Source organism: Pedobacter sp. GR22-10 (assembly GCF_026239715.1).
GTDB lineage: Bacteria > Bacteroidota > Bacteroidia > Sphingobacteriales > Sphingobacteriaceae > Pedobacter.
Genome location: NZ_JAPIVR010000003.1, coordinates 163,806 through 184,076 on the forward strand (window position 1 = coordinate 163,806; position 20,271 = coordinate 184,076).

Genomic DNA, 20,271 nt, shown 5'->3' on the forward strand with positions numbered 1-20,271 from the left:
TTTCTTTAATGTTAGGATTAAAATACCATGTTAATACCGGCAAGAATATACCTGCTACGCGGATATGCGGCGTAATCTATCCCGGGTGTGAGCGGGTTTGACCGACGGGTATTGGCTTCCGGATCGTAACCGGTATAACCCGTAATGGTATATAAATTGTTAACTGTTCCGTAAACCCTGAGTTTAGAAATGAAACCCGTTCTTTTCATTAATTTCTGCGATAAGGTGTAGCCTAAAGTAACGTTGCTGATTCTCAGAAACGAACCATTTTCTATGGCATAGGAGGTAAGTGCATAATTACCGGTTGTTGGCGTCCACATGGTGGTATTGGCATTCATGGCCGTTAATAGATTTGGATCGGTAACTTTCACTCCATTTGCATCAAAGTTCTGCCAGCGATCATTCATCACAGAAAGTAAATTATTGTCTTTTACATTGTATTGTGAAGTAAACTCAATTTTATTGGCATTATAAACCTTGCTTCCATAACTGAAGTTGACAAAAACCGTCATATCGAAGTTTTTATAGGCAAACTGGTTATTAAAACCTCCTGTAAATTTCGGCTGTGAGGTTCCTAAAACCATCCTGTCATCATCACCAATCATCATGCTGGTTGATGAGGAAAGCTTTTTAACCTTCATGTCACCTGGCTGCGGATCACGACTTCCTAACAGCACCCTGCTATTGGCAACCGTTGGCTTTAAAGTATATGTATAGGCACCCGTTGTTGCATTTTGTACGGACGTAAAATCATCTATGGTATAACGGCCGTCAGAAACAAAACCATAAAACTGCCCCACAGGCTGACCAACTTCTACTTTAAAATCGCCAAGGCTATTTACCCAGCCAGATTGGGTGATGTAGGAGTTTACACCATTTTGAAGTTCAATAATTTTATTGCTGTTGAAGGAAATGTTAAAACTGGTAGTGTAATTAAAATTCTGCGTTTTTACCGCCTGATAATTTAATTGTACCTCAAAACCTTTATTTTGCGTTTTACCTACATTTTGTTGTTGGGTAGCATAACCCGTAGTTTGCGGAACATTGGCGTTTAAGAGCAGGTTTTTAGTCCTGTTGTCGTAATAATCCAGGTTAAGGGAGAGCCTGTTTTTGAACAGGTCGATATCAATCCCTAAGTTTTTAGAAAGATTGGTCTCCCAGGTAATATTCGGATTGGACAAAATATTACCCGTGGCCGTACCGGAAATCAAACCCGGAGTAACGACATTATCTCTGTCGGCATAACCACCAGTAGTAGAACTGATGTAAAACAAGGTTCTGAATAAATCCTGCCCAATACGGTTGTTTCCGGCAGCACCATAACTCATCCTTACTTTAAAGTTTTCCAGCCAGTCAAGATCCAGGTCTTTCACAAATTTTTCTTCGGTTACCCTCCAGGCCAATTGGGCCGATGGGAAATAGCCCCATTGCTTGCCTTCCGCAAATAAGGAAGAAGCATCCGTTCTGAAGTTTACAGTAGCTAAATATTTGTTTTTGAAGGCATAAGAAAGCCTGCTGAATAAAGAGAACTGCCTTGTTCCGGTAATTAAAGATATTGGCCTTTCTTGTACCGTATTTGGCGGAGCCGCACTTTTAAAGGCATCTTCGGCAGAAATATTTATAGGAAAAAATTTAGTGGTGGTAGACCTGGAATCGATGTCGATCATGTTAATTTCCTGTCCAACCAGAATATCTAAACTGTGGTTTTTACCCAAATCTGGTTTATAAGAAAGGGTATTGGTATTGATGAAAGACTTTTGTGATACGGTATCCAGTTGAATGGCTGGTAAGCCTGCGCTGTTTCTGGCCACGTTACTTACGGGACCGTTAAAGGTATTAATGTGCCTGCTCACCCTGTTGTAACCTACAGTACTTTTAAAAGTCAGGTTTTTTAAAATGGAATATTGTGCATAAGCACTGCTGATCAGGTCATTTCTGTAATCGTATCTCAATTCCTGATTGGCCAGCGTAATGGGATTGGATAAACCTGTAGTGAGGTAATCTGCATCAAATAAATCGCCACTGTCGCTCCCGCCCGAATATGGCTGATAACGCACCGAGTTTCTTAAGCGATTGGTGCCTTGTGATCCTGTTGATGTTGTACCTACACCATCCACACGCTGATGGCTATAACGTGCATTCACGCCAGCCCTTAACTTATCCGTAAATTTGTGATCCAGCCGAACGGAGGCAAAAGTTCTTTTAAAGCCTGAATTCAGCATGATGCCGTCTTCATCCGTATTATTCACGGAAACATTATAGGTTGTTTTTGCTGAACCTCCGGAAAGATTTAACACTTCGGTATGGCTGAAAGCTTGTCTGCCAAAAACTTTGTCCTGCCAGTCAATGTTCGGAATATTTCGATAGATATCTAAATCCTCAAAAGTACCGTAGCGCTTGGAGAAGCTGTCCTTAACATCCTGTGTAGTGTTGTTATTGTAAAGTTCGTATTGGTATTTAACAAATTCATAAGGGTTCATGACATCCAGCTTATTTACAATCTGCCTGGCACCGGCATAGGCATCAAATGAGATGATTGGTTTACCCGGTTTACCGCTTTTAGTAGTGATGATCACGACACCGTTTGCTCCCCTGCTACCATAGATGGAAGTGGATGCCACATCTTTCAATACATCAATGGATTGAATCTCATTTGGAGATAAAATGGATAAGGCATTTTCAACCTGAATCCCATCAACAATATAAAGTGGTGAATTATCGCCTGTGAGTGAACTTCCGCCACGAACTTTAATCACTACTTCTGCCCCCGGACTTCCTTCTGTTGTGGTTACTGAAACCCCGGCCAGCTTTCCGGCCAATGCCTGTGCTGCAGTACTTACCGGAAATTGTTCAATATCTTTTCCTGAAACAGAAGAAACAGCACCAGTTAATGCTTCTTTTCTTACTGAACCATAGCCAATATTTACCGTCACTTCCTGTAAATTATTGGCATCTTCTTCTAAGGTAATGTCTAATTTACTCTGATCGCCAAGCATAACCACGCGGGTTTTATAACCCACATAGGCAAAAGTAATAACCGCTCCTTTACCTGGAACAGCGATTTTATATCCTCCATTGGCATCCGTACTGACGCCAGATTTGGAATCCTTTACGGTTACACTTACCCCAACTAAAGCCTGCCCGTCAGCTTTATCTTTTACGGTTCCGGTGAGCTGTTTATTTTGTGCATAAACTGCCGTAAACCCGAAAAAAGTGAGAAATAATAGAAAGCGAAAAACTCTGCTCATAATGCTAATTAAATAAATACTTGGTTTTAAGTTTAAATGGACATATGCCTGTAGAAGAAAATTCTAAGTCGGGATGATTGGGTTTGTTAATATTTGGTTACGTTGACTGAAACAATTTTACAAACTTAAAATGGATTGAAATCAGATTTAACTAAAAAAGTGTGCAATCGTTCCCAAAAACGTCCATATAACGTTTATTAAATTCGGTTTCAAAATCATGAAAAGAGATATTTTTTGTAACTTGTACGCATCACGAAAAATGAGATTTGAAACTTCTACCATAAAAGATATTGCCAAGGCCTTAGGATTATCCACTTCTACCGTATCCAGGGCCTTGAGAGACCGTTACGAGATTAGCGAAGAAACAAAAAAGCTGGTTTTAGCTTATGCAGAAAAGGTTAACTACCGGGCTAATCCCATTGCCCGTAGTTTAAAAGAACGCAGAAGTTATTCCATCGGAATTATTGTGAGTGAAATTGCCAATAATTTCTTCTCACAGGTGATTAATGGAATTGAGTCCATCGCATATGATAAGGATTATCATGTCATTATTTCGCAAAGCCATGAGTCCTGTAAACAGGAAAAACTCAACGTAGAGCATCTGGCATCGCGTTCTATTGATGGCCTGCTGATTGCCCTTTCTTCTGAAACCCAGGATATTGAGTATTTACGGAGTTTATATGCAAAAGGTTTACCTATCGTATTTTTCGACAGGGTACCTGAAAACTTTGAAACACATAAAGTTATTGCCAATAATTTTAAGGGGGCATTTGATGCTACTGAACACCTGATTCTGTCAGGGAAGAGAACGATAGCACATTTAACCAATTCCGAAAATCTTTCCATCACCAGAGAAAGGTTAAAAGGTTACCAGGCGGCCCTGGCCAAATATAATATCGAATTTAAAGCAGAACTGGTAAAATATTGCCAGCACGGCGGCATGCATAGCATTGAACTGGAAGAGGCGGTAAAAGAACTTTTACCGTTTAATCCGGATGGTATTTTTATTTCCAGCGACAGGTTAACAACTGGTTGTATCATGGCGTTGAAAAAAACCAATCCGGGCGTGGCACATAAAATCGCCATTGCCGGATTTACCAACTCCAATCTGGTTGAACTCTTCTCCCCTTCCCTTACTTCGGTAAAACAACCTGCTTTTGAAATGGGACAAGTGGCAACAGAATTGCTGATCTCCATGATTGAGGCCAAGCGACCGGTGACTGAATTTGAAGTGAGGGTTTTAGATACTGAACTGGTTAAAATGCAAAAGACTTTAGGAAACAGATTTTTGTAAATAGCTGTGCTTACATGAGCACCGCATTTACTTTTTTAAAATACTTTGCTTACTGGCTATCGGCTCTTTGTTTTACGCTCCCCGCCTGTCGCCCAACGCCATCCGCCTGTCGCCAATTTCCAAACTAATACTTACCTTTGCCGAATGGTAGAAATCGTATTAAAAAAGGGAAAAGAGAAAGCGGCATTGCAAAGACATCCATGGGTATTTTCCGGAGCTTTAGAAAAAGTTAAGGGTAAACCAGAAGATGGTGATGTGGTTAAAGTTTTCGCTTTTGATCACGAATTTCTCGCCTATGGTTATTACAACAGCAACTCACGCGTGGCTGTTCGTTTACTGGAATGGGATGAAACCCAAACCATCGATCAAAACTGGTATCAGAACAGATTAACCCAGGCCATTGCCTCCCGTCAGTTTATCCTGAATGAAGAAACCAATACCTGCCGCCTGGTGTTCAGCGAGGCCGATTTTCTACCCGGCTTAATTGTGGATCAATATGCAAACTTCCTGACTCTGCAAATTTTAAGTTCTGGCATCGAAAAGGTAAAAACAATTATTGTCGACATCTTAAGATCTGTTCTACAGCCGAAAGGAATCTTCGATAAAAGTGATGCGACCGCCCGAACACATGAAGGTTTACCGATTGAAAATGGATTGCTTTGGGGCGAAAATCCACCAGAATTACTGGAAGTAAAAGAAAACGGAATTACCTATAACATCAACATTGCCGAAGGGCAGAAATCTGGCTTTTATTGCGATCAACGTGATAACCGGAATATTTTAGCCAGTTATACCAAAGGTAAAAAGGTGTTAGATTGTTTCAGCTATAGCGGAGGCTTTAGTTTAAATAGCCTGGCCCGTGGTGCCGCAAGCATTACCAGTGTAGATAGTTCTGGCTTGGCAGTAGAAACATTGAAACAGAATGTAGCCTTGAATCAGTTTGATCCGGCAAAAGTGAATGCAATTCAGTCGGATGTAAATAAACAGTTGCGTGCATTTAAGGATGCTGGAGAAACATTTGACGTCATTGTACTTGACCCGCCAAAATATGCACCATCCCGCTCTGCTTTAGATCGTGCGGCAAGGGCCTATAAAGATTTAAATCGTTTAGGCATGTTGCTTTTGGAAAAGGGCGGTTTACTCGCTACTTTCTCTTGCTCGGGAGCTGTTGACATTGAAACCTTTAAACAAATTATTGCCTGGGCTGCCCTGGATGCGGGTAAAGAGGTGCAAATCATTAAACAATTCTGCCAACCTGAAGATCATCCGGTACGGATTTCTTTCCCGGAGGGAGAATATTTAAAGGGATTGTTATTGAGGGTACTTTAATAAAATAATCTGTTAAGTCAGCCTGCAAAATTCTTCAACACTTACTTAGGCTATGGAAACTTCGTATTCAATTTTCCATCCAGATCCTCGGAATCTCCGTAATTTGCCGGAAACAATTACTGGCAATAATCTAAATTTCATGAAAGAAGATGAATTGATATTTCCTCAAACTTGTGAGGTTCTTCAGCGGTAAGGCCTTTGAACTTGTGATACTTGATTTCTCCACCATCCAGATCCGCGGAATCTCAGTAATCTGCGGGAAATAAATACCGGCAACGATCTAGATTTCATGAAAGAAGATGAATTGATATTTCGTCAAACTTGTGAAGTTCTTCAGCGGTAAGACCTTTGAACTTTCGACACTTGATTTCTCCACCATACAGATCCGCGGAATCTCTGTCTGTTGGAAACAATTCTTAAGAATAAATATCTTCAAAATAACTCACCACCAAAGATTTCATCAGCATTTCCTGTTCAAGCATGGTATAGGGCGGTATGGCCTTGATTAATTTCCAGTGTGGCCAGCCATCCTGATCTAAACCTTCCAGCTCATAAAATCCCATTTCGCTGAGTAGACGGCAGGTGGCAATATGCATGAGTTCTTCTTTTTGCCTTTTGCTATATTTTTTTGGCCCTTTGCCTAACTCCTGCACGCCAATCAGAAAAAGCATCACCTTCAGGTCCGGGAAATCAGAATCAAACTCCTTCGCAATTTTCTCCTGCAATATTTTCCATTTGGCATTAATCTCCGACGGTTTCATATTTGCAAAGATAGTGTAAAAAGGTTCATCCGAAGGTTGAAAAGCTTGTCAGTTTAGCGCAAAACTTTAAACTAGAATCGTACTTTTACGTACAATCACAATTTATGAGTGCAAATTTGAATAAAATAATAACAGCTGGTTTAATGGCCTATGGCATGTCAGGAAAGGTTTTTCATGCGCCATTCTTAAATGCACACCATGGTTTTAAATTGAAAGCCGTAGTGGAGAGAAGCAAGAAAAATGCGGTGAAAGATTATCCCAATATCTTAAGTTACAGCAGTATCGATGAACTTTTGAATGACGAAGAAATAGAACTGGCTGTTATTAATACGCCAAATAATCTTCATTACGAACACTCGAAAGCAGCCCTTCAAAAAGGGAAGCATATTTTAGTTGAAAAACCGTTTACAGCCACTTCTGCTCAGGCAAGAGAACTATTCAAACTGGCAGATGAAGTAGGAAAGCAGATCTTTTTTTACCAGAACCGCCGTTGGGACAGTGATTTTACATCCGTTAAAAAAGTGCTGGCCAGTGGTAAACTAGGTAAACTGAATGAAATGCATTTGCGTTATGACCGTTATAGAAATGTAATCGGACCAAAAGCCTTTAAAGAACAAGCGATTGAGGCCAGTGGATTGCTTTATGATTTAGGTCCACACCTGCTTGATCAGGTCATCAGCATTTTTGGTAAACCAGAAAGCTTTCACAAAACGCTGGGTAAAAACAGAAAAGATACTGTGGTTGATGATTTTTTTACCATACAGCTTAATTATAATGATAGCGTTAATGTATTTGTTACTTCAAGTATGTTGGTGGTGAATCCACAGGCTGCATTCGTGCTACATGGGGTAAATGGCAGTTTCATCAAGGAGAGAGCCGATGTACAGGAAGAACAATTGCTATCCGGACAAAAACTAACCGATGCCGGTTATGGAATTGAACCTGAGGGAAAGCAAGGTTTACTCACTACTATTGATGAAAATGGTGATAAAACCGAAGAAATTATTCCATCTGAAATTGGAAGTTATCTACCCTTATTTGATGCCGTTTATCAGTCAATAGTAGCTGGCAAAACTTATCCAGTTAGCCGGGAGCAGGTACTGATCCAACTGGAAATATTGGAAAGCTGAACAGGAACAGGCAAAATTATTTAAAAATCTAACCAATGGCTGAATAGCCAAAAAATACCCGCATGAATTCATTACCTTTTGCCTATTTAATTCCCATATTTTTAATCGCACTTTATTTTATTTTGCGTAAAAAGAAGCCTGCTATTGAGCCTTTAACTGATACAGACCGAAAGATTCTGGATGATTATGTGGGGTATTACCATAACCTTGACTCCACTGATAAACTTAAGTTTGAGCAAAAGGTGGCAGAATTTTTCAGCACGGTTAGAATAGAAGGCATTGGGTTAGACATGACTACATTAGATGAATTGCTGATTGCTTCCAGCGCCGTAATTCCCATCTTCGGTTTTACCGACTGGCAGTATAAAAACTTAAGCAGCGTGTTGTTATATCCGGATACCTTTAACAAAGATTTTCAGTTTGAAGGTGGCGAACGGAATATTGCCGGGATGGTAGGAACAGGCTACATGAACGGACAAATGATTTTATCGCGTTCTGCGCTTCGGCATGGTTTTTCAAAAAGTGCCGGAAAAGAAAATACAGCCATTCATGAGTTTGTGCATCTTTTGGATAAATCTGATGGTGCTACCGATGGTGTTCCGGAAAATCTGATGGCACATGAATATACTTTGCCCTGGATCAAAATGATGCACGAAGAAATGGAAAGAATTGAAGATAATCAATCAGATATCAACCCATATGCCATCACCAACGAAGCAGAATTTTTTGCAGTAGTTTCAGAATATTTTTTCGAAAAACCAGAGCTGTTGAAAGAGAAACACCCTGATCTATACCATGCACTGAGCAGAATTTTTGCGCAGCAACCTGTTTAACTTATAAAATGAATGTATTCAAAATATTCCCGGTTCTAGGACTTATTCTTATAAGTATAACTGCAGGTGCCCAGAAAAAATATGTGCTCAGGCAAAACTTTCCCATCGGAAAAAAATATGATTTCACCTTGATTTCCGATCAGGTGATTAACCAGAAAATGGCCGGACACAGCATCAGCCTGAGCCAGAATATCGGCACAGATTACCTGTTCGATATCCGAAATGGTGAAGGGCAGGAGAAAAATATTGAGGTGACTTATAAGCGTATTTTCATGAAATCTAAAGGAATGGGCAACCAGATGGAAATGGATTCTGAAGATGCTGACACGACTAAAGAAAATTCATTTCGTGGCTTAAAGGATGCAACATTCCAGATGGTGATGTTGCCGAACGGCACCCTTAAATCGGTAACCGGAACAGAACAAATGGTGAATACTATGGTCGAAAAGATGAAGGCAGATACGCTGATGAAGACCAAAATAAAAGCCAGTTTAAGTCAGCAGTTCAATGCAGAGGGAATGAAGCAAACGCTGGAATCTTCTCTTAAAATCTATCCGGATCAGCCGGTTAAAATTGGCGACAGCTGGACGGTTGACACCAGGATGCAGCTGAACATGCCGGTAGAAACCATTACACGGTATACCCTTAAGGACGTAAAGGATAATATTGCTTTCCTGAATATTAACGGCACTTTAGTTTCAAAGGGTAGTTTTAAAAGCATGGGTAACACAATCGATACGGATTTAACCGGAACCAACGTTGGTGATGCCGAGCTTGATATTAAAACCGGCCTGATCCTTAAAAGTCATTTGCGGATGGAATTAACGGGTAAGATGCAAACAGGTGGTCAGAATATTGATTTTGAATTGCAGGGAATTAATAAAATTATGGGTAGGGAACAAGTAAACCCCACAGGTTTTTAAAACCTATGGGGTCTGGTGCAAAAGCCTTATCGAAAAATCGTCATTGCAAGGCGACCCTTCCAGTCCACAAAGCAATCTATTTTGTAAGAAAGATTGCTACACTCAAGCTTTAAATCCTGCCCTTCTGTTCGCAAGAACGAATTTATCCTTAAGTATTGCCAGCTGTTTTTATTTTGACGATTGCTTCCCGTAAAATTGCTTCATGTATCTTGCCGGGGTATTGATTTTCGTAGCATCTGAAAAATTTCCCATTGCCTCAATAACCTTAATTTTATCCAATGAAATGGTTGAACTGCCCTTATCCGTAATCAATAAACGATCAATTTGGTACTTATTTCCATCAATGTCATCTCCTGAAATGGTAATATCAGATTTCCCGGATAATGTAAGCGCTAATGATTTGTAGGAAGATGAAGTGCTTCTGAACTCAACATCCATCAGGTTTAGCTTCAGTTCATTTACTTCATTATGGCTTAAGGAGAAGTCATTTACCTGATCACCATTTACATTTAATTGCGAAATCTTCGTTTTCTGATCAAATGAAACACTGTTTATATTCTTTAGATCAAGGTTAAGCTGCTTGAGTTTTGTATTCAGCTCCAGCTGCAAAACATCTGCAACGGCAAGCTGATTAAATTTCGGTGCAAAAATCACCAGGTTTAAAACATACTTATCGTCGTCCTGATTTGCCTTTCTGGAAATATTCAACCTTCCATTGGCATCAACAATGGCTTGATAATGTTGATCGTTATCCTCAGAAATTTTATACCCATATGCGGGGTTTTCTACTAAGGTCAGATTTAATATCGCCTTTTCTGAACCATTGATGTTTATCAGGTTAAATGCCTGATCGATTTTATGCGATACGAATGCAGGTGTTTTAGTGTTAAAATGTGTTAAGCCTTCATTATTTTTAACGGCTTCATTTATTGTGATATAATTTACTTTGACGTAGGTGGCAATCACCAAAATGGGAACAATAATCAGCAATGCTGCAAGCGCGATTAATAATTTATTACTTGTTTTCATAATTCTAAGCGTTAAAATTTTCATTAACAAAAGTCTCATATTTACGTTGCAGTTCATCAAAGCTGATATTTAACAAGTAAATATTTCGGAATAAAACGGGTAGCTCATCATCTATAAAATGTGCTTTTCTAAAATCTTTTACCTGATTTATGGCCTTTTCCGATACAAAAAAGCCTATTCCCCTTTTATTACTGATGATATTTTTAGTTTGTAATAATTCATATGTGCGCATAATGGTATTCGGGTTCACTTCCAGTTCAACCGCCATTTCCCTCACCGATGGTATTTTTTCTTCAGCCTTCCATTTTTCCAGCAAAATATGCTCGCAGACGTAATCTGCTATTTGCAGGTATATTGCCTTATTATCTCTAAATTCCATATGTATACCTTTTAATGTTAAACTTCTTTCTCTTTCAGACGGATATAAGTGATGAACCATAAAACCAGGGTAATAATGGCACTCACCAGAAATATCCAGGTCAGCACATCAATCTCTTTAATATGAAGATTAATCCTTGTCATATTCCTGGTAAGTAAGTCACCGGTTTTATAAATCAGGTAACCACCTGCATAGGTAAAAACCACAACTGAAACAGCTGTTTTAATATAATGGAAGCGGTTAAAGTAAATGGAACCTAAAAGAAAAAGACTTATAACCAAAAATGGAAACGCAAAGAAAGCACTGCAATATTTAAGGTATTTTTGATCACTCATCACCTGATCAAAAAGGCCATCTGTCATTTTCAATGGTGTTTTTATGTCTGCAGCAGATTTAAAGGCCGACAGGTTGGCGTTCAGGTATTTCACAAAACCCAGATCAATCAGATAAAAAACCAGTAAATACCCAAACAAGGTTACCCCTACGGTATAAAAAATGCCGACCATGAACTTTTCAAAGATTGAAGCCGGGATCATCAGTTCATGTATGGCTCTTGATTTCTGACCAAAATTATTAAAGTAAGTACTGGAAGTGATGCTGATGAACAGAAAGCCCAGCATCAGAAAAAGGCCGTATCTGAAACGCATATCTAGATTGCCATCATGATCAAGAATATTATGATCTCCAGTAGATGGGATAAAATAAGAATAAAAGGCAAATATGATTCCGGCCAGCACAATCAGCGTTCCCAAATAAATTTTCCCAAAATCCATCCATTGTCTTTTTACCAGTAATCCGAACCGGTTAAAGTTGAAGGTATTGCTCATAGGTGCTTAATTAAAATAAGGTTTAAATTTTGTTTTCTCGGTCAGTATAGCATTAAACAGCAGTTCAAGGTCGAGCTTGCTCTCTTCCTGGTGATAATTTGGCATTACGGCATTATATCCTGATAATGAGGGCTCAGCATAAATAATGCTGTCATCAACCGATTTGATTTTCTTGAAAGTCAGTTTTTCCGTAATTTCTTCTACTGAAGCATGTAAAGCGATGTTGTTTTCATCCAGCATCATCACCGTATCAATTAAATTATCCAGATCCCTCACCTGATGCGTGGAAATAATGATGCAGCAATCGTCCGTTAAGGCTGAAGCCATTATTTTTCTGAACTGTGCCTTCGAAGGAATGTCCAGTCCATTTGTAGGCTCATCCATGATAATCAGTTTGGCTTGTGTAGCCAATGCAAATGCAATAATGACCTTTTTCTTTTGTCCGTAACTCATGTGAATGAGTTTCTGATTTACGGGGATATCAAATTCTTTAATCAACTCAGTAAAATAATCATGATTAAATTTTTTATAAAATGGAGCATTGGCGTTGACATAAGCATCAATTTTAACGGCAGGCAGATAAAACTCCTCCGGAATGAAGCAAATTTGTTCAAGCATAGCCGGTGTTCTTTTAGCCGGATTAAATCCAAAAACATCCAGCGTACCACTTTGCGCATAAACCAGGCCTGCCAGATTTTTCAATAAACTCGATTTGCCAGCGCCATTTTTGCCAAGCAAACCATAAATATGACCAGCATGCAACTGGAAACTGATGTTTTTGAATAACGGACCATTTTTGCCATATCCAAAATGAAGATTGTTAACCTTTATCATACCTACTGTATTAGTTAAATAATACACTAATATAAAGTTGATTTCTGATATCTCCAAATTTTTTATTTTTTTCATTTACAGAGATCGTTTATAACTTGTTTGTAAAATGCACGAAAAGCTCTTTTATATTAAAACATGATCCATATAGAGATTGTATCTTTAACAGTAACGCAATAATCATGGATACAAAACAGGCTTATTTATTAAGCAGAATGGCAATCGGATTAAGCTTTTTCGGACACGGGCTGGTTCGTTTACCAAAACTTGATGGTTTCAGCCACTGGATGATGGAACAATTTTCTAAATCATGGCTGCCTGAAGCTTTGGTATTGCCTTTTAGCTACGCCCTACCCTTACTGGAATTTGCATCAGGACTAATGATTTTAACCGGATTGTTCACCAGGCAGGGATTACTGTTAGCCGGAGCCGTTTCGCTGGCCCTTATTTTTGGCACCACCATGATCGAAAATTGGGAAGCCTTGCCTTCACAGCTCATGCACATCGCCTTCTTATCTGTGTTACTGGCTTACTTACCACACAACAGTTATGCAATTGATCAAATGATAAAAAAAAGATAATGGAATATAGAAAAATAGGAAAATCAGATTTAGAACTTTCAGTAATTACTTTTGGCGCATGGGCCGCAGGTGGGTGGATGTGGGGCAGCACAGACCGAAACGATGCCATTAATGCCATTAAGGCTTCTTACGATTTAGGTGTAACTTCTATTGATACCGCTCCGATTTACGGTCAGGGTGATAGTGAACAAATTGTTGGCGATGCCATTAAAGGAATTTCCAGAGATAAACTACAGATTGTAACCAAATTTGGTATGCGCTGGGATTTAGCCAAAGGCGATTTTGGTTTCAAAAGTAAAAACAATGAGGGCAAAGACATTGATATTTATAAATATGCAGGTAAGGAAAGTGTAATTTATGAATGTGAGCAATCTTTAAAACGGTTGGGAACAGATTATATTGATTTGTACCAGATTCACTGGCCGGATGTAACCACGCCCATCAGCGAAACTTTTGAGGCCGTGAGCAGGTTAATGGAACAGGGAAAAGTGCGTTATGCAGGGGTTTGCAATTATAATGCAGCACAGCTGAAGGAGGCTGACCAGACTTTAGAGATTATTTCCAACCAGATTCCGTTTAGTATGGTCAACCGCGGCGTTGAAGATGAAACAGTTCCCTACTGCATTGAAAATAATAAATCTGTTTTGGCTTATAGCCCGATGGAACGTGGTTTGCTGACCGGAAAAATTACACCGGGTTATCAGTTTGAAGAAGGCGATCACCGGAAGGACGTTAAATTTTTTACGGCTGAAAACATTGAAAAAACAAATGCTTTTTTAAATAAGATTAAGCCGCTGGCCGATGAAAAAAATGCGTCGCTTTCTCAGTTGGTTTTAAAGTGGACAGTGGAGCGTCCAGGGATAACCATTGCTTTGGTTGGGGCCAGAAATGCCAAACAATCCGTTCAGAATGCTGAAGCTATCAATGTGAAGTTATCAGCAGATGAAATTCAGCTGATCAACACAGAACTGAAAAACGCAGGTTTTTAATTTCATCAACGCAACGCATGTAAAGGGAAAGCAAAATAGGCAGATAAATCTAAATTTTTATGTCTCCCTTTTTAATTTACGTTATAATATCATATTAATATGTCAAAATTATTTTCTCCTTTCACCATAAAGGATGTTACGTTTAAAAATAGAATTGTGATCTCGCCCATGTGTCAGTATTCGGCAGTGGATGGTTTTGCCAACGACTGGCATTTGGTGCATTTGGGCAGTCGCGCGGTAGGTGGTGCAGGCCTGATTATTCAGGAAGCGTCAGCAGTAACTCCAGAGGGCAGAATTACACATGCAGATTTAGGCATCTGGAAGGATGAGCATGTGGAAAAACTAAAACAGATTGTTTCGTTCATTCACGAAAATGGGGCCCTTGCAGGTATTCAACTGGCACATGCCGGCCGGAAAGCAAGTTGTGATTTACCCTGGAACGGTGGTGAACAACTAGCGGCAGGCGAAAACAGCTGGAAAACAGTTGGGCCTTCACCCATTCCTTTTAAACCGGGGCAGGTTGCGCCACATGAGCTGAGTATTCCTGAGATCCAGGAAATTGTTTTTGCTTTCCGTGCTGCGGCAAAACGGGCACTTGATGCGGGCTATAAGGTGGTGGAAATCCATGCGGCACATGGTTATTTATTGCATGAGTTTTTTAGCCCGATCAGCAATAAACGTACAGATGTATATGGTGGAAGTTTCGAAAACCGCATTCGTTTGGTTATTGATGTGGTAGAAGCCGTACAATCTGTCTGGCCGGAAACTTTGCCATTATTCGTACGCATTTCTGCCACCGACTGGACAGAAAACGGATGGAATGAAAATGATTCTTTACAGTTATCAGCCGTATTAAAAGATCGGGGTGTAGATTTAATCGATACCTCGTCGGGAGGAAATGTACCAGATGCAGTTATCCCTGCCGGGCCAAACTATCAGGTGCCTTTTGCAGATCAGATCAGGAATAAAATCGGTATTTATACCGGTGCTGTAGGTGTAATTGTGGATGCCCATCAGGCTGAAGAAATTTTACAGGAAGGCAAAGCCGATTTGATTTTCATCGCCAGGGAATCTTTACGTGATGCTTATTTTCCTACACATGCCGCTCAGATTCTCGGTGATGATGTGGAATGGCCGAATCAGTATGTACGGGCCAAAAGAGAAACCTTTAAAAAGTAAGTACCATATGAATAGCTTTGACAGCCTTTATTAGCAGATGCTTATAAAAGTTGTCAAAACTAAGATCTTTAAAACTGACGAAGTCTTGCTGAGCACTTGCTTTTGAGACTTCGCCAGTTGGCTATTTAGCTTAAAAAATATATTTCGTACTTAAGAAATTGGAATCATTTCCATTTACAATCTCATTCAGTAATTTCTTGTTGTCATCCGTAAATTTGGTAGCCACCAATGAACGAATAGAAAAAGAACGCAAAGCATCAACTACAGAAAGCGTTCCTTCGGCACTGTCTTTTCTTCCTGTAAAAGGAAATGCATCCGGCCCACGCTGGCACTGGCAGTTAATGTTTACTCTACTCACCTGGTTTACCAAAGGATCAATCAGTGAAGAAATCACCGCAGCATTATTACTGAAAATACTCACTTGCTGTCCGTGTGGCGATCCAATTAAGTATTCAATAGGCTCTTCCAGATCATCAAATGGAACCACCGGCACAATCGGACCAAACTGTTCTTCACGATATAATTTCATATTGCTGTTTACCGGATAAACAATTGCCGGATAAACGAACGTTTCGAAGGTTTGTCCGCCATTTTTGTTTACCACTTTCGCTCCGTGTACAATGGCATCATCAATACATTCTTTCAGGTATTCAGGTTTATTTAACTCCGGAAGCGGGGTAAGATTTACACCTTTCTCCCAGGGCATTCCGAATTTCAGTTTCTCCACTTCTGCAGATAAACGTTTTAAAAATTCCTGTGCCAGGCTCCGGTGCACATATATAATTTTAAGTGCGGTACAACGCTGTCCGTTGAATGACAATGCGCCAAGAACCGTTTCAGAAACGGCTAAATCCAGATCAGCATCTTTTGTGATAATGGCTGCATTTTTTGCATCTAAACCTAAAATTGCACGCAAACGATTCACTTTGGGATGCAATTTCTTCAGTTCATTAGCCACCTTACTTGAGCCGATCAAGGTTAATACATTAATTTTTCCTGACTTCATTAAACCCGGAACAATTGTATTTCCACGGCCATAAATGGTGTTTACCACCCCCTTTGGGAAACTAGACCGGAAAGCCTCCAATAAAGGATAATGCAATAGGGTACCATGTTTAGGTGGTTTGAATAAAAGCGTATTGCCCATGATCAAAGCAGGAATCAGGGTAGTGAACGTTTCATTTAAGGGATAATTAAACGGGCCCATACAAAGCACCACGCCTAGTGGTGAACGACGAACCTGTGCCACAATGCCTTGCTCAATCTCAAAACGGGAAGATTGACGGTCGATATCTTTCAGCGCATCAATCGTGGCATAGATATATTCCACTGTACGGTCAAATTCTTTAACCGAATCGGCATAAGATTTACCGATTTCCCACATGATGAGTTTGGCAACAATTTCTTTTTGCTCGATCATTTTGTGGGTAAAATTTTCTACGCAGGTGATGCGGTCGGCCACACTCATGGTTGGCCATTGCCCGCGGCCATTGTCGTAAGCCGCAACCGCAGCATCCAAGGCTTCGGTAGATTCTTTTTCCGTACAAACCGGAAAACTACCAATCCGCTTCCGCTGGTAACCTTCAGGGGTTTTTACGCAAACCGGAGAGAAAACCTCGTTGAAAGGTCCGTTCCAGGTTTTCATTTCACCGTTCGACAGAAACGCTCTCTGATTAATTTCTTCTTTCAGCCTGAATTCATCCGGAATCTGGCTTTCTTCAACGAAAATACTTTCAAGATCTAGCATGATGTTCAATTGGTCATTTATTAAGATTTATAATTTAGTTTAATCCAGTTCTATCACTTTGTATTTTGGAACGAGAAATTTCATCACTGTCCAGGCGATTACATAGGCAATGGCACAAAATGCAAACATAATGGTATAGCCGGTTTGAATATGGCCCAAGGCTTTATAATGATCGAATAAAGCGCCACCTACTTTTGAAACAATAACACCACCTAAACCACCCGCCATTCCGCCGATTCCGATAATGGAACCTACCGCTTTTTTAGGAAACATGTCAGAAACAGTTGTAAAAATATTTGCAGACCAGGCCTGATGTGCCGATGCGCCAATACCGATAAGGATAACGGGAATCCAGAAAGTATAATGACCTAAAGGTTGCGCCAGGAGCACGACCAAAGGAAATAATGCAATCACAAACATGGCTTTCATTCTGCCTTCATATACATTATATCCCTTTTTCAGAAAATAGGCCGGGAACCATCCACCACCAACACTTCCAATCATGGTCATGCTGTAGAGGATAAATAAAGGAAAAGAGATGGATGTACCTTCCATGCCATACTGTGCTTTAAGATAGGACGGTAGCCAGAACAGGAAAAACCACCAAACACCATCGGTCATAAACTTACCGAAAGTAAAAGCCCAGGTTTGTTTGTAACCCAGCAGTTTAAACCACGACACTTTTTTGGCTTCGGTTTCAGATTCTGTAGGCACAATTACCTGCTCATCTGTGTCACACAGGATGTATTCAAGTTCAGGTTTCTTCAATCGTTTTTGCTCTTCCGGTTTATCATAAAATATAAACCAGAAAATCAGCCATAAAAAACCCACCCCGCCAATAATCAGGAAAGCAGTTTCCCAGCCCCAGGCTTCGGCAATATAGGGTACGGTTGCCGGCGCAAGGATAGCACCAACATTGGCTCCGGAATTGAAAATCCCGGTGGCCAGAGAACGTTCTTTTTTAGGGAAATATTCTGCCGTAGCTTTGATGGCTGCCGGAAAGTTTCCCGATTCACCAAAACCCAGCACTGCCCGTGATACAATAAACCCCAACACCGAAACTGATATGCTGGTAATGCCAATCAAGGCCAGTAAGGAGGAAACAGCCTCGCCAACCGGAATGGCTTTTGCATGCAGGATTGCCCCTAAAGACCACACAATGATTGCGATGGCATAACCCCATTTGGTACCCAGCTTATCGATAATTCTTCCGGCGAAAAGCATGGAAATGGCATAAACAAACTGAAAGGCTGCCGTGATGTTAGCATAATCGGAGTTTGTCCAGCCAAATTCAGTTTCAAGCTTGCCCGAAAGCAAACTTAATACCTGGCGATCTAAATAATTTACGGTAGTAGCAAAAAACAGCAGGGCACATATTGTCCACCTGTATTTGCCAATCTTGGTACGGTTCATTTGGTTAGTTGTTAAGTTATTTGCTCTGCTTGATCAGATCGAGCGCTAGTTTTGTGTTTTCAGAAAGCTCCTCATAAAGCCCTTTATTCATGACCTCTTTACTGATCAATTTGCTGCCCATCCCCACGGCGCAAACCCCTGCTTTAAACCAGGTTTTCAGGTTATCGGCATTAATTTCCACACCACCTGTTGGCATAAAAAGCTGACCAGCGAAAAGATCTTTAATGGAAGAAATAAATTCAGGCCCTAAGATATTGGCCGGGAAGATTTTAATCAGCATGGCCTTATGTTCCTGTGCGATGCTGATTTCGGTAGGTGTCATACAACCCGGAATCCAGAGCATCCCTATTTTATTCGCAATTTCTGCTACTGCAGGATTAACAATTGGCGCTACAATAAAATCTGTTCCTGCCTCAATAAAAGCATTTGCATCAGCTGGTGTTTTTATGGTTCCAATGCCCAGATAAAGATCGGGCATTTCTGCATCTCTGATTTCTTTAAGCTTTTTAAAATTTGGCAAAGCTGATTTTCCACGATTGGTATATTCAAACACGCGAACACCGGCTTTATATAACGTACGTAATATTTCTACACTCCCTGTTTCACTATCCTGGTAAAAAAGTGGCAGCATGCCTTGTTCTAAAATGGCATCTAAAATCTTGTGTTTGTTACTAATCATGGTGTATTATTCTTTTTTCAATATCCGCCACGGTACTGGTGGTGGCATCGCTTGGGATGTATAATTTATCGTAAGCCGCTGCGGTGGCAAAATTCAGGGTTTCAGCCACCGGAAGATGGTTGTAAAAACCATAAATCAATCCGGCCATAAAACAATCGCCACTGCCTACCTTATCTAGAATCTCATCAGAAACATATTCTGGCGAAACGGTTAATTCATCATTACTGTAAATGGCTGTATAATACCTGATGCCCTTCCCATGATCAAAACGAAAGGTATTGGCAACAACCTTACATGCCGGAAACAAACTTAATATTTCTTTGGAGGTATCAGTCGCTTGTTGCAGTAACGTTTCCTTTGCATAGCCTTCTGTTGGTAACAAATCTTCGTGAAGTGCCGTGCCCAGCATTTTATTTGCTGCCCATACGTTGCCCATAATCAGGGTGCAGTATTTAGCCAGTTCCGGAAGGATATCGATTGGCTCTTTCCCATATTTCCAGAGTTTGGCCCTGTAATTTAAATCCAGAGAAATGGTGATGTTCTTTTCGCTGGCTACCTTTAAAGCTTCCAGACAAACATCTGCTATAGATTGATTAACCGCCGGACAAATCGCGCTAAAATGAAACCAGGTTACCCCCTCAAAAACATCATCCCAATTGATCTGACCTACTTTTAAATTGGCATAAGCAGAATTAGCCCGATCATAGATTACGCCGGCATTTTTTAAATCTTTTCCTTTCGTAAGATAATATAAACCCAAACGGTCGCCATGAAAAACCATAGACCCGGTATTAACATTTCTTTCATTAAGATAGCCAACAATATCCTGCGTAACTGAATTTTCAGGCATGGCAGACAGATAAGCAGAGGGCACTTGCCAAAGTGCCAGTGCAGTAGCCACATTGAGTTCTGCTCCACCAATGTAAAAGGGCAGTTTATTCTCATTCAGCCACTGTCCATCACTATCAGGGCAGATACGTAGAAGGATTTCTCCAAAACTTAAAACTTGTTCTCCTTTTTTTATAAAGGATGCGAATTGATTACTCATGTTTTTTTCGGCTTGTTTATTCACTTTAGTTCGTATGCTAAGAACCGTTAA

General features: G+C 40.2%; 18 protein-coding genes. 8 read left to right on the top strand and 10 right to left on the bottom strand.

The window, feature by feature from the left end:
• Window positions 1-17: 17 nt before the first annotated feature.
• Window positions 18-3,248, bottom strand: coding sequence for a SusC/RagA family TonB-linked outer membrane protein (locus tag OQX64_RS13370; RefSeq protein WP_265819160.1), 3,231 nt, complete (start codon window positions 3,246-3,248; stop codon window positions 18-20).
• Between the two features lie 259 nt (window positions 3,249-3,507).
• On the opposite strand from OQX64_RS13370, the gene OQX64_RS13375 reads away from it, so the two are divergent.
• Together OQX64_RS13375 and OQX64_RS13380 are read left to right on the top strand one after the other, a co-directional pair.
• Window positions 3,508-4,542, top strand: a complete 1,035-nt coding sequence (locus OQX64_RS13375) for a LacI family DNA-binding transcriptional regulator (RefSeq protein WP_265819161.1) — start codon at window positions 3,508-3,510, stop codon at window positions 4,540-4,542.
• 144 nt (window positions 4,543-4,686) lie between these two features.
• On the top strand, window positions 4,687-5,871 hold the full coding sequence (locus OQX64_RS13380; protein WP_265819163.1) for a class I SAM-dependent rRNA methyltransferase: 1,185 nt from the start codon (window positions 4,687-4,689) through the stop codon (window positions 5,869-5,871).
• Between the two features lie 416 nt (window positions 5,872-6,287).
• On the opposite strand, the gene OQX64_RS13385 is transcribed toward OQX64_RS13380, so the two are convergent.
• Window positions 6,288-6,632 carry a hypothetical protein gene (locus OQX64_RS13385; protein WP_088299647.1) on the bottom strand — a complete coding sequence of 115 codons (345 nt, stop codon included), beginning with the start codon at window positions 6,630-6,632 and terminating at the stop codon, window positions 6,288-6,290.
• Between the two features lie 116 nt (window positions 6,633-6,748).
• Here OQX64_RS13385 and OQX64_RS13390 point away from each other — a divergent pair, with 116 nt between their 5' ends.
• From OQX64_RS13390 to OQX64_RS13400, 3 genes are all read left to right on the top strand, one after another.
• A complete protein-coding gene (locus tag OQX64_RS13390) occupies window positions 6,749-7,762 on the top strand; it encodes a Gfo/Idh/MocA family oxidoreductase (RefSeq protein ID WP_253248944.1) in 1,014 nt (337 codons plus the stop codon).
• Window positions 7,763-7,824: 62 nt separating this feature from the next.
• Entirely contained in the window at window positions 7,825-8,595 is a 771-nt protein-coding gene (locus OQX64_RS13395; protein WP_088299649.1) for a zinc-dependent peptidase, read from the top strand.
• Window positions 8,596-8,603: 8 nt separating this feature from the next.
• Complete coding sequence (locus tag OQX64_RS13400) at window positions 8,604-9,518, top strand: DUF6263 family protein (protein ID WP_265819164.1); 915 nt, start codon at window positions 8,604-8,606, stop codon at window positions 9,516-9,518.
• A 168-nt stretch (window positions 9,519-9,686) separates the two neighbouring features.
• On the opposite strand, the gene OQX64_RS13405 is transcribed toward OQX64_RS13400, so the two are convergent.
• Genes OQX64_RS13405 through OQX64_RS13420 form a run of 4 tightly spaced genes read right to left on the bottom strand, consistent with a single transcriptional unit; the run spans window position 9,687 to window position 12,587 of the window.
• Entirely contained in the window at window positions 9,687-10,547 is an 861-nt protein-coding gene (locus OQX64_RS13405; RefSeq protein ID WP_265819165.1) for a hypothetical protein, read from the bottom strand.
• Between the two features lie 4 nt (window positions 10,548-10,551).
• On the bottom strand, window positions 10,552-10,926 hold the full coding sequence (locus OQX64_RS13410) for a GntR family transcriptional regulator (RefSeq protein ID WP_265819166.1): 375 nt from the start codon (window positions 10,924-10,926) through the stop codon (window positions 10,552-10,554).
• A 17-nt stretch (window positions 10,927-10,943) separates the two neighbouring features.
• Entirely contained in the window at window positions 10,944-11,753 is an 810-nt protein-coding gene (locus tag OQX64_RS13415; protein WP_265819168.1) for a hypothetical protein, read from the bottom strand.
• A 6-nt stretch (window positions 11,754-11,759) separates the two neighbouring features.
• Window positions 11,760-12,587: an ATP-binding cassette domain-containing protein gene (locus OQX64_RS13420; protein WP_265819169.1), complete on the bottom strand. Its 828-nt coding sequence runs from the start codon at window positions 12,585-12,587 to the stop codon at window positions 11,760-11,762.
• 179 nt (window positions 12,588-12,766) lie between these two features.
• Between OQX64_RS13420 and OQX64_RS13425 the strand changes: the two genes are divergently transcribed.
• From OQX64_RS13425 to OQX64_RS13435, 3 genes are all read left to right on the top strand, one after another.
• Window positions 12,767-13,165, top strand: coding sequence for a DoxX family protein (locus tag OQX64_RS13425; protein WP_088299655.1), 399 nt, complete (start codon window positions 12,767-12,769; stop codon window positions 13,163-13,165).
• Window positions 13,165-14,154: an aldo/keto reductase gene (locus OQX64_RS13430; RefSeq protein WP_265819170.1), complete on the top strand. Its 990-nt coding sequence runs from the start codon at window positions 13,165-13,167 to the stop codon at window positions 14,152-14,154. The genes OQX64_RS13425 and OQX64_RS13430 overlap by 1 nt, the downstream gene beginning before the upstream one ends.
• 99 nt (window positions 14,155-14,253) lie before the next feature.
• The gene (locus tag OQX64_RS13435) at window positions 14,254-15,333 is read left to right on the top strand and encodes an NADH:flavin oxidoreductase/NADH oxidase (RefSeq protein WP_265819171.1); all 1,080 of its coding nucleotides are present in this window, start codon (window positions 14,254-14,256) and stop codon (window positions 15,331-15,333) included.
• A 130-nt stretch (window positions 15,334-15,463) separates the two neighbouring features.
• Here the strand turns inward: OQX64_RS13435 and OQX64_RS13440 are convergent, their stop codons facing one another.
• The 4 genes from OQX64_RS13440 to OQX64_RS13455 are packed head-to-tail and all read right to left on the bottom strand — an operon-like array spanning window position 15,464 to window position 20,220.
• Window positions 15,464-17,080 (bottom strand): NADP-dependent glyceraldehyde-3-phosphate dehydrogenase, encoded by a 1,617-nt coding sequence (locus OQX64_RS13440; protein WP_088299658.1) that lies wholly within the window; start codon window positions 17,078-17,080, stop codon window positions 15,464-15,466.
• Between the two features lie 39 nt (window positions 17,081-17,119).
• Window positions 17,120-18,493, bottom strand: coding sequence for an MFS transporter (locus tag OQX64_RS13445; RefSeq protein WP_265819172.1), 1,374 nt, complete (start codon window positions 18,491-18,493; stop codon window positions 17,120-17,122).
• 16 nt (window positions 18,494-18,509) lie between these two features.
• Window positions 18,510-19,172, bottom strand: coding sequence for a bifunctional 4-hydroxy-2-oxoglutarate aldolase/2-dehydro-3-deoxy-phosphogluconate aldolase (locus tag OQX64_RS13450; RefSeq protein WP_172406422.1), 663 nt, complete (start codon window positions 19,170-19,172; stop codon window positions 18,510-18,512).
• Window positions 19,165-20,220, bottom strand: coding sequence for a sugar kinase (locus OQX64_RS13455; protein ID WP_265819173.1), 1,056 nt, complete (start codon window positions 20,218-20,220; stop codon window positions 19,165-19,167). The genes OQX64_RS13450 and OQX64_RS13455 overlap by 8 nt, the downstream gene beginning before the upstream one ends.
• Window positions 20,221-20,271: the final 51 nt, after the last annotated feature.

Bases quoted from the DNA above. Each gene is read 5' to 3' on its own strand.
- OQX64_RS13400 (WP_265819164.1), top strand. From the start codon at position 8,604: ATGAATGTATTCAAAATATTCCCGGTTCTAGGACTTATTCTTATAAGT.
- OQX64_RS13450 (WP_172406422.1), bottom strand. From the start codon at position 19,172: ATGATTAGTAACAAACACAAGATTTTAGATGCCATTTTAGAACAAGGC.
- OQX64_RS13420 (WP_265819169.1), bottom strand. From the start codon at position 12,587: ATGATAAAGGTTAACAATCTTCATTTTGGATATGGCAAAAATGGTCCG.
- OQX64_RS13415 (WP_265819168.1), bottom strand. From the start codon at position 11,753: ATGAGCAATACCTTCAACTTTAACCGGTTCGGATTACTGGTAAAAAGA.
- OQX64_RS13380 (WP_265819163.1), top strand. From the start codon at position 4,687: ATGGTAGAAATCGTATTAAAAAAGGGAAAAGAGAAAGCGGCATTGCAA.
- OQX64_RS13385 (WP_088299647.1), bottom strand. From the start codon at position 6,632: ATGAAACCGTCGGAGATTAATGCCAAATGGAAAATATTGCAGGAGAAA.
- OQX64_RS13405 (WP_265819165.1), bottom strand. From the start codon at position 10,547: ATGAAAACAAGTAATAAATTATTAATCGCGCTTGCAGCATTGCTGATT.
- OQX64_RS13435 (WP_265819171.1), top strand. From the start codon at position 14,254: ATGTCAAAATTATTTTCTCCTTTCACCATAAAGGATGTTACGTTTAAA.
- OQX64_RS13445 (WP_265819172.1), bottom strand. From the start codon at position 18,493: ATGAACCGTACCAAGATTGGCAAATACAGGTGGACAATATGTGCCCTG.
- OQX64_RS13440 (WP_088299658.1), bottom strand. From the start codon at position 17,080: ATGCTAGATCTTGAAAGTATTTTCGTTGAAGAAAGCCAGATTCCGGAT.
- OQX64_RS13395 (WP_088299649.1), top strand. From the start codon at position 7,825: ATGAATTCATTACCTTTTGCCTATTTAATTCCCATATTTTTAATCGCA.
- OQX64_RS13370 (WP_265819160.1), bottom strand. From the start codon at position 3,248: ATGAGCAGAGTTTTTCGCTTTCTATTATTTCTCACTTTTTTCGGGTTT.
- OQX64_RS13425 (WP_088299655.1), top strand. From the start codon at position 12,767: ATGGATACAAAACAGGCTTATTTATTAAGCAGAATGGCAATCGGATTA.
- OQX64_RS13455 (WP_265819173.1), bottom strand. From the start codon at position 20,220: ATGAGTAATCAATTCGCATCCTTTATAAAAAAAGGAGAACAAGTTTTA.
- OQX64_RS13410 (WP_265819166.1), bottom strand. From the start codon at position 10,926: ATGGAATTTAGAGATAATAAGGCAATATACCTGCAAATAGCAGATTAC.
- OQX64_RS13375 (WP_265819161.1), top strand. From the start codon at position 3,508: ATGAGATTTGAAACTTCTACCATAAAAGATATTGCCAAGGCCTTAGGA.
- OQX64_RS13430 (WP_265819170.1), top strand. From the start codon at position 13,165: ATGGAATATAGAAAAATAGGAAAATCAGATTTAGAACTTTCAGTAATT.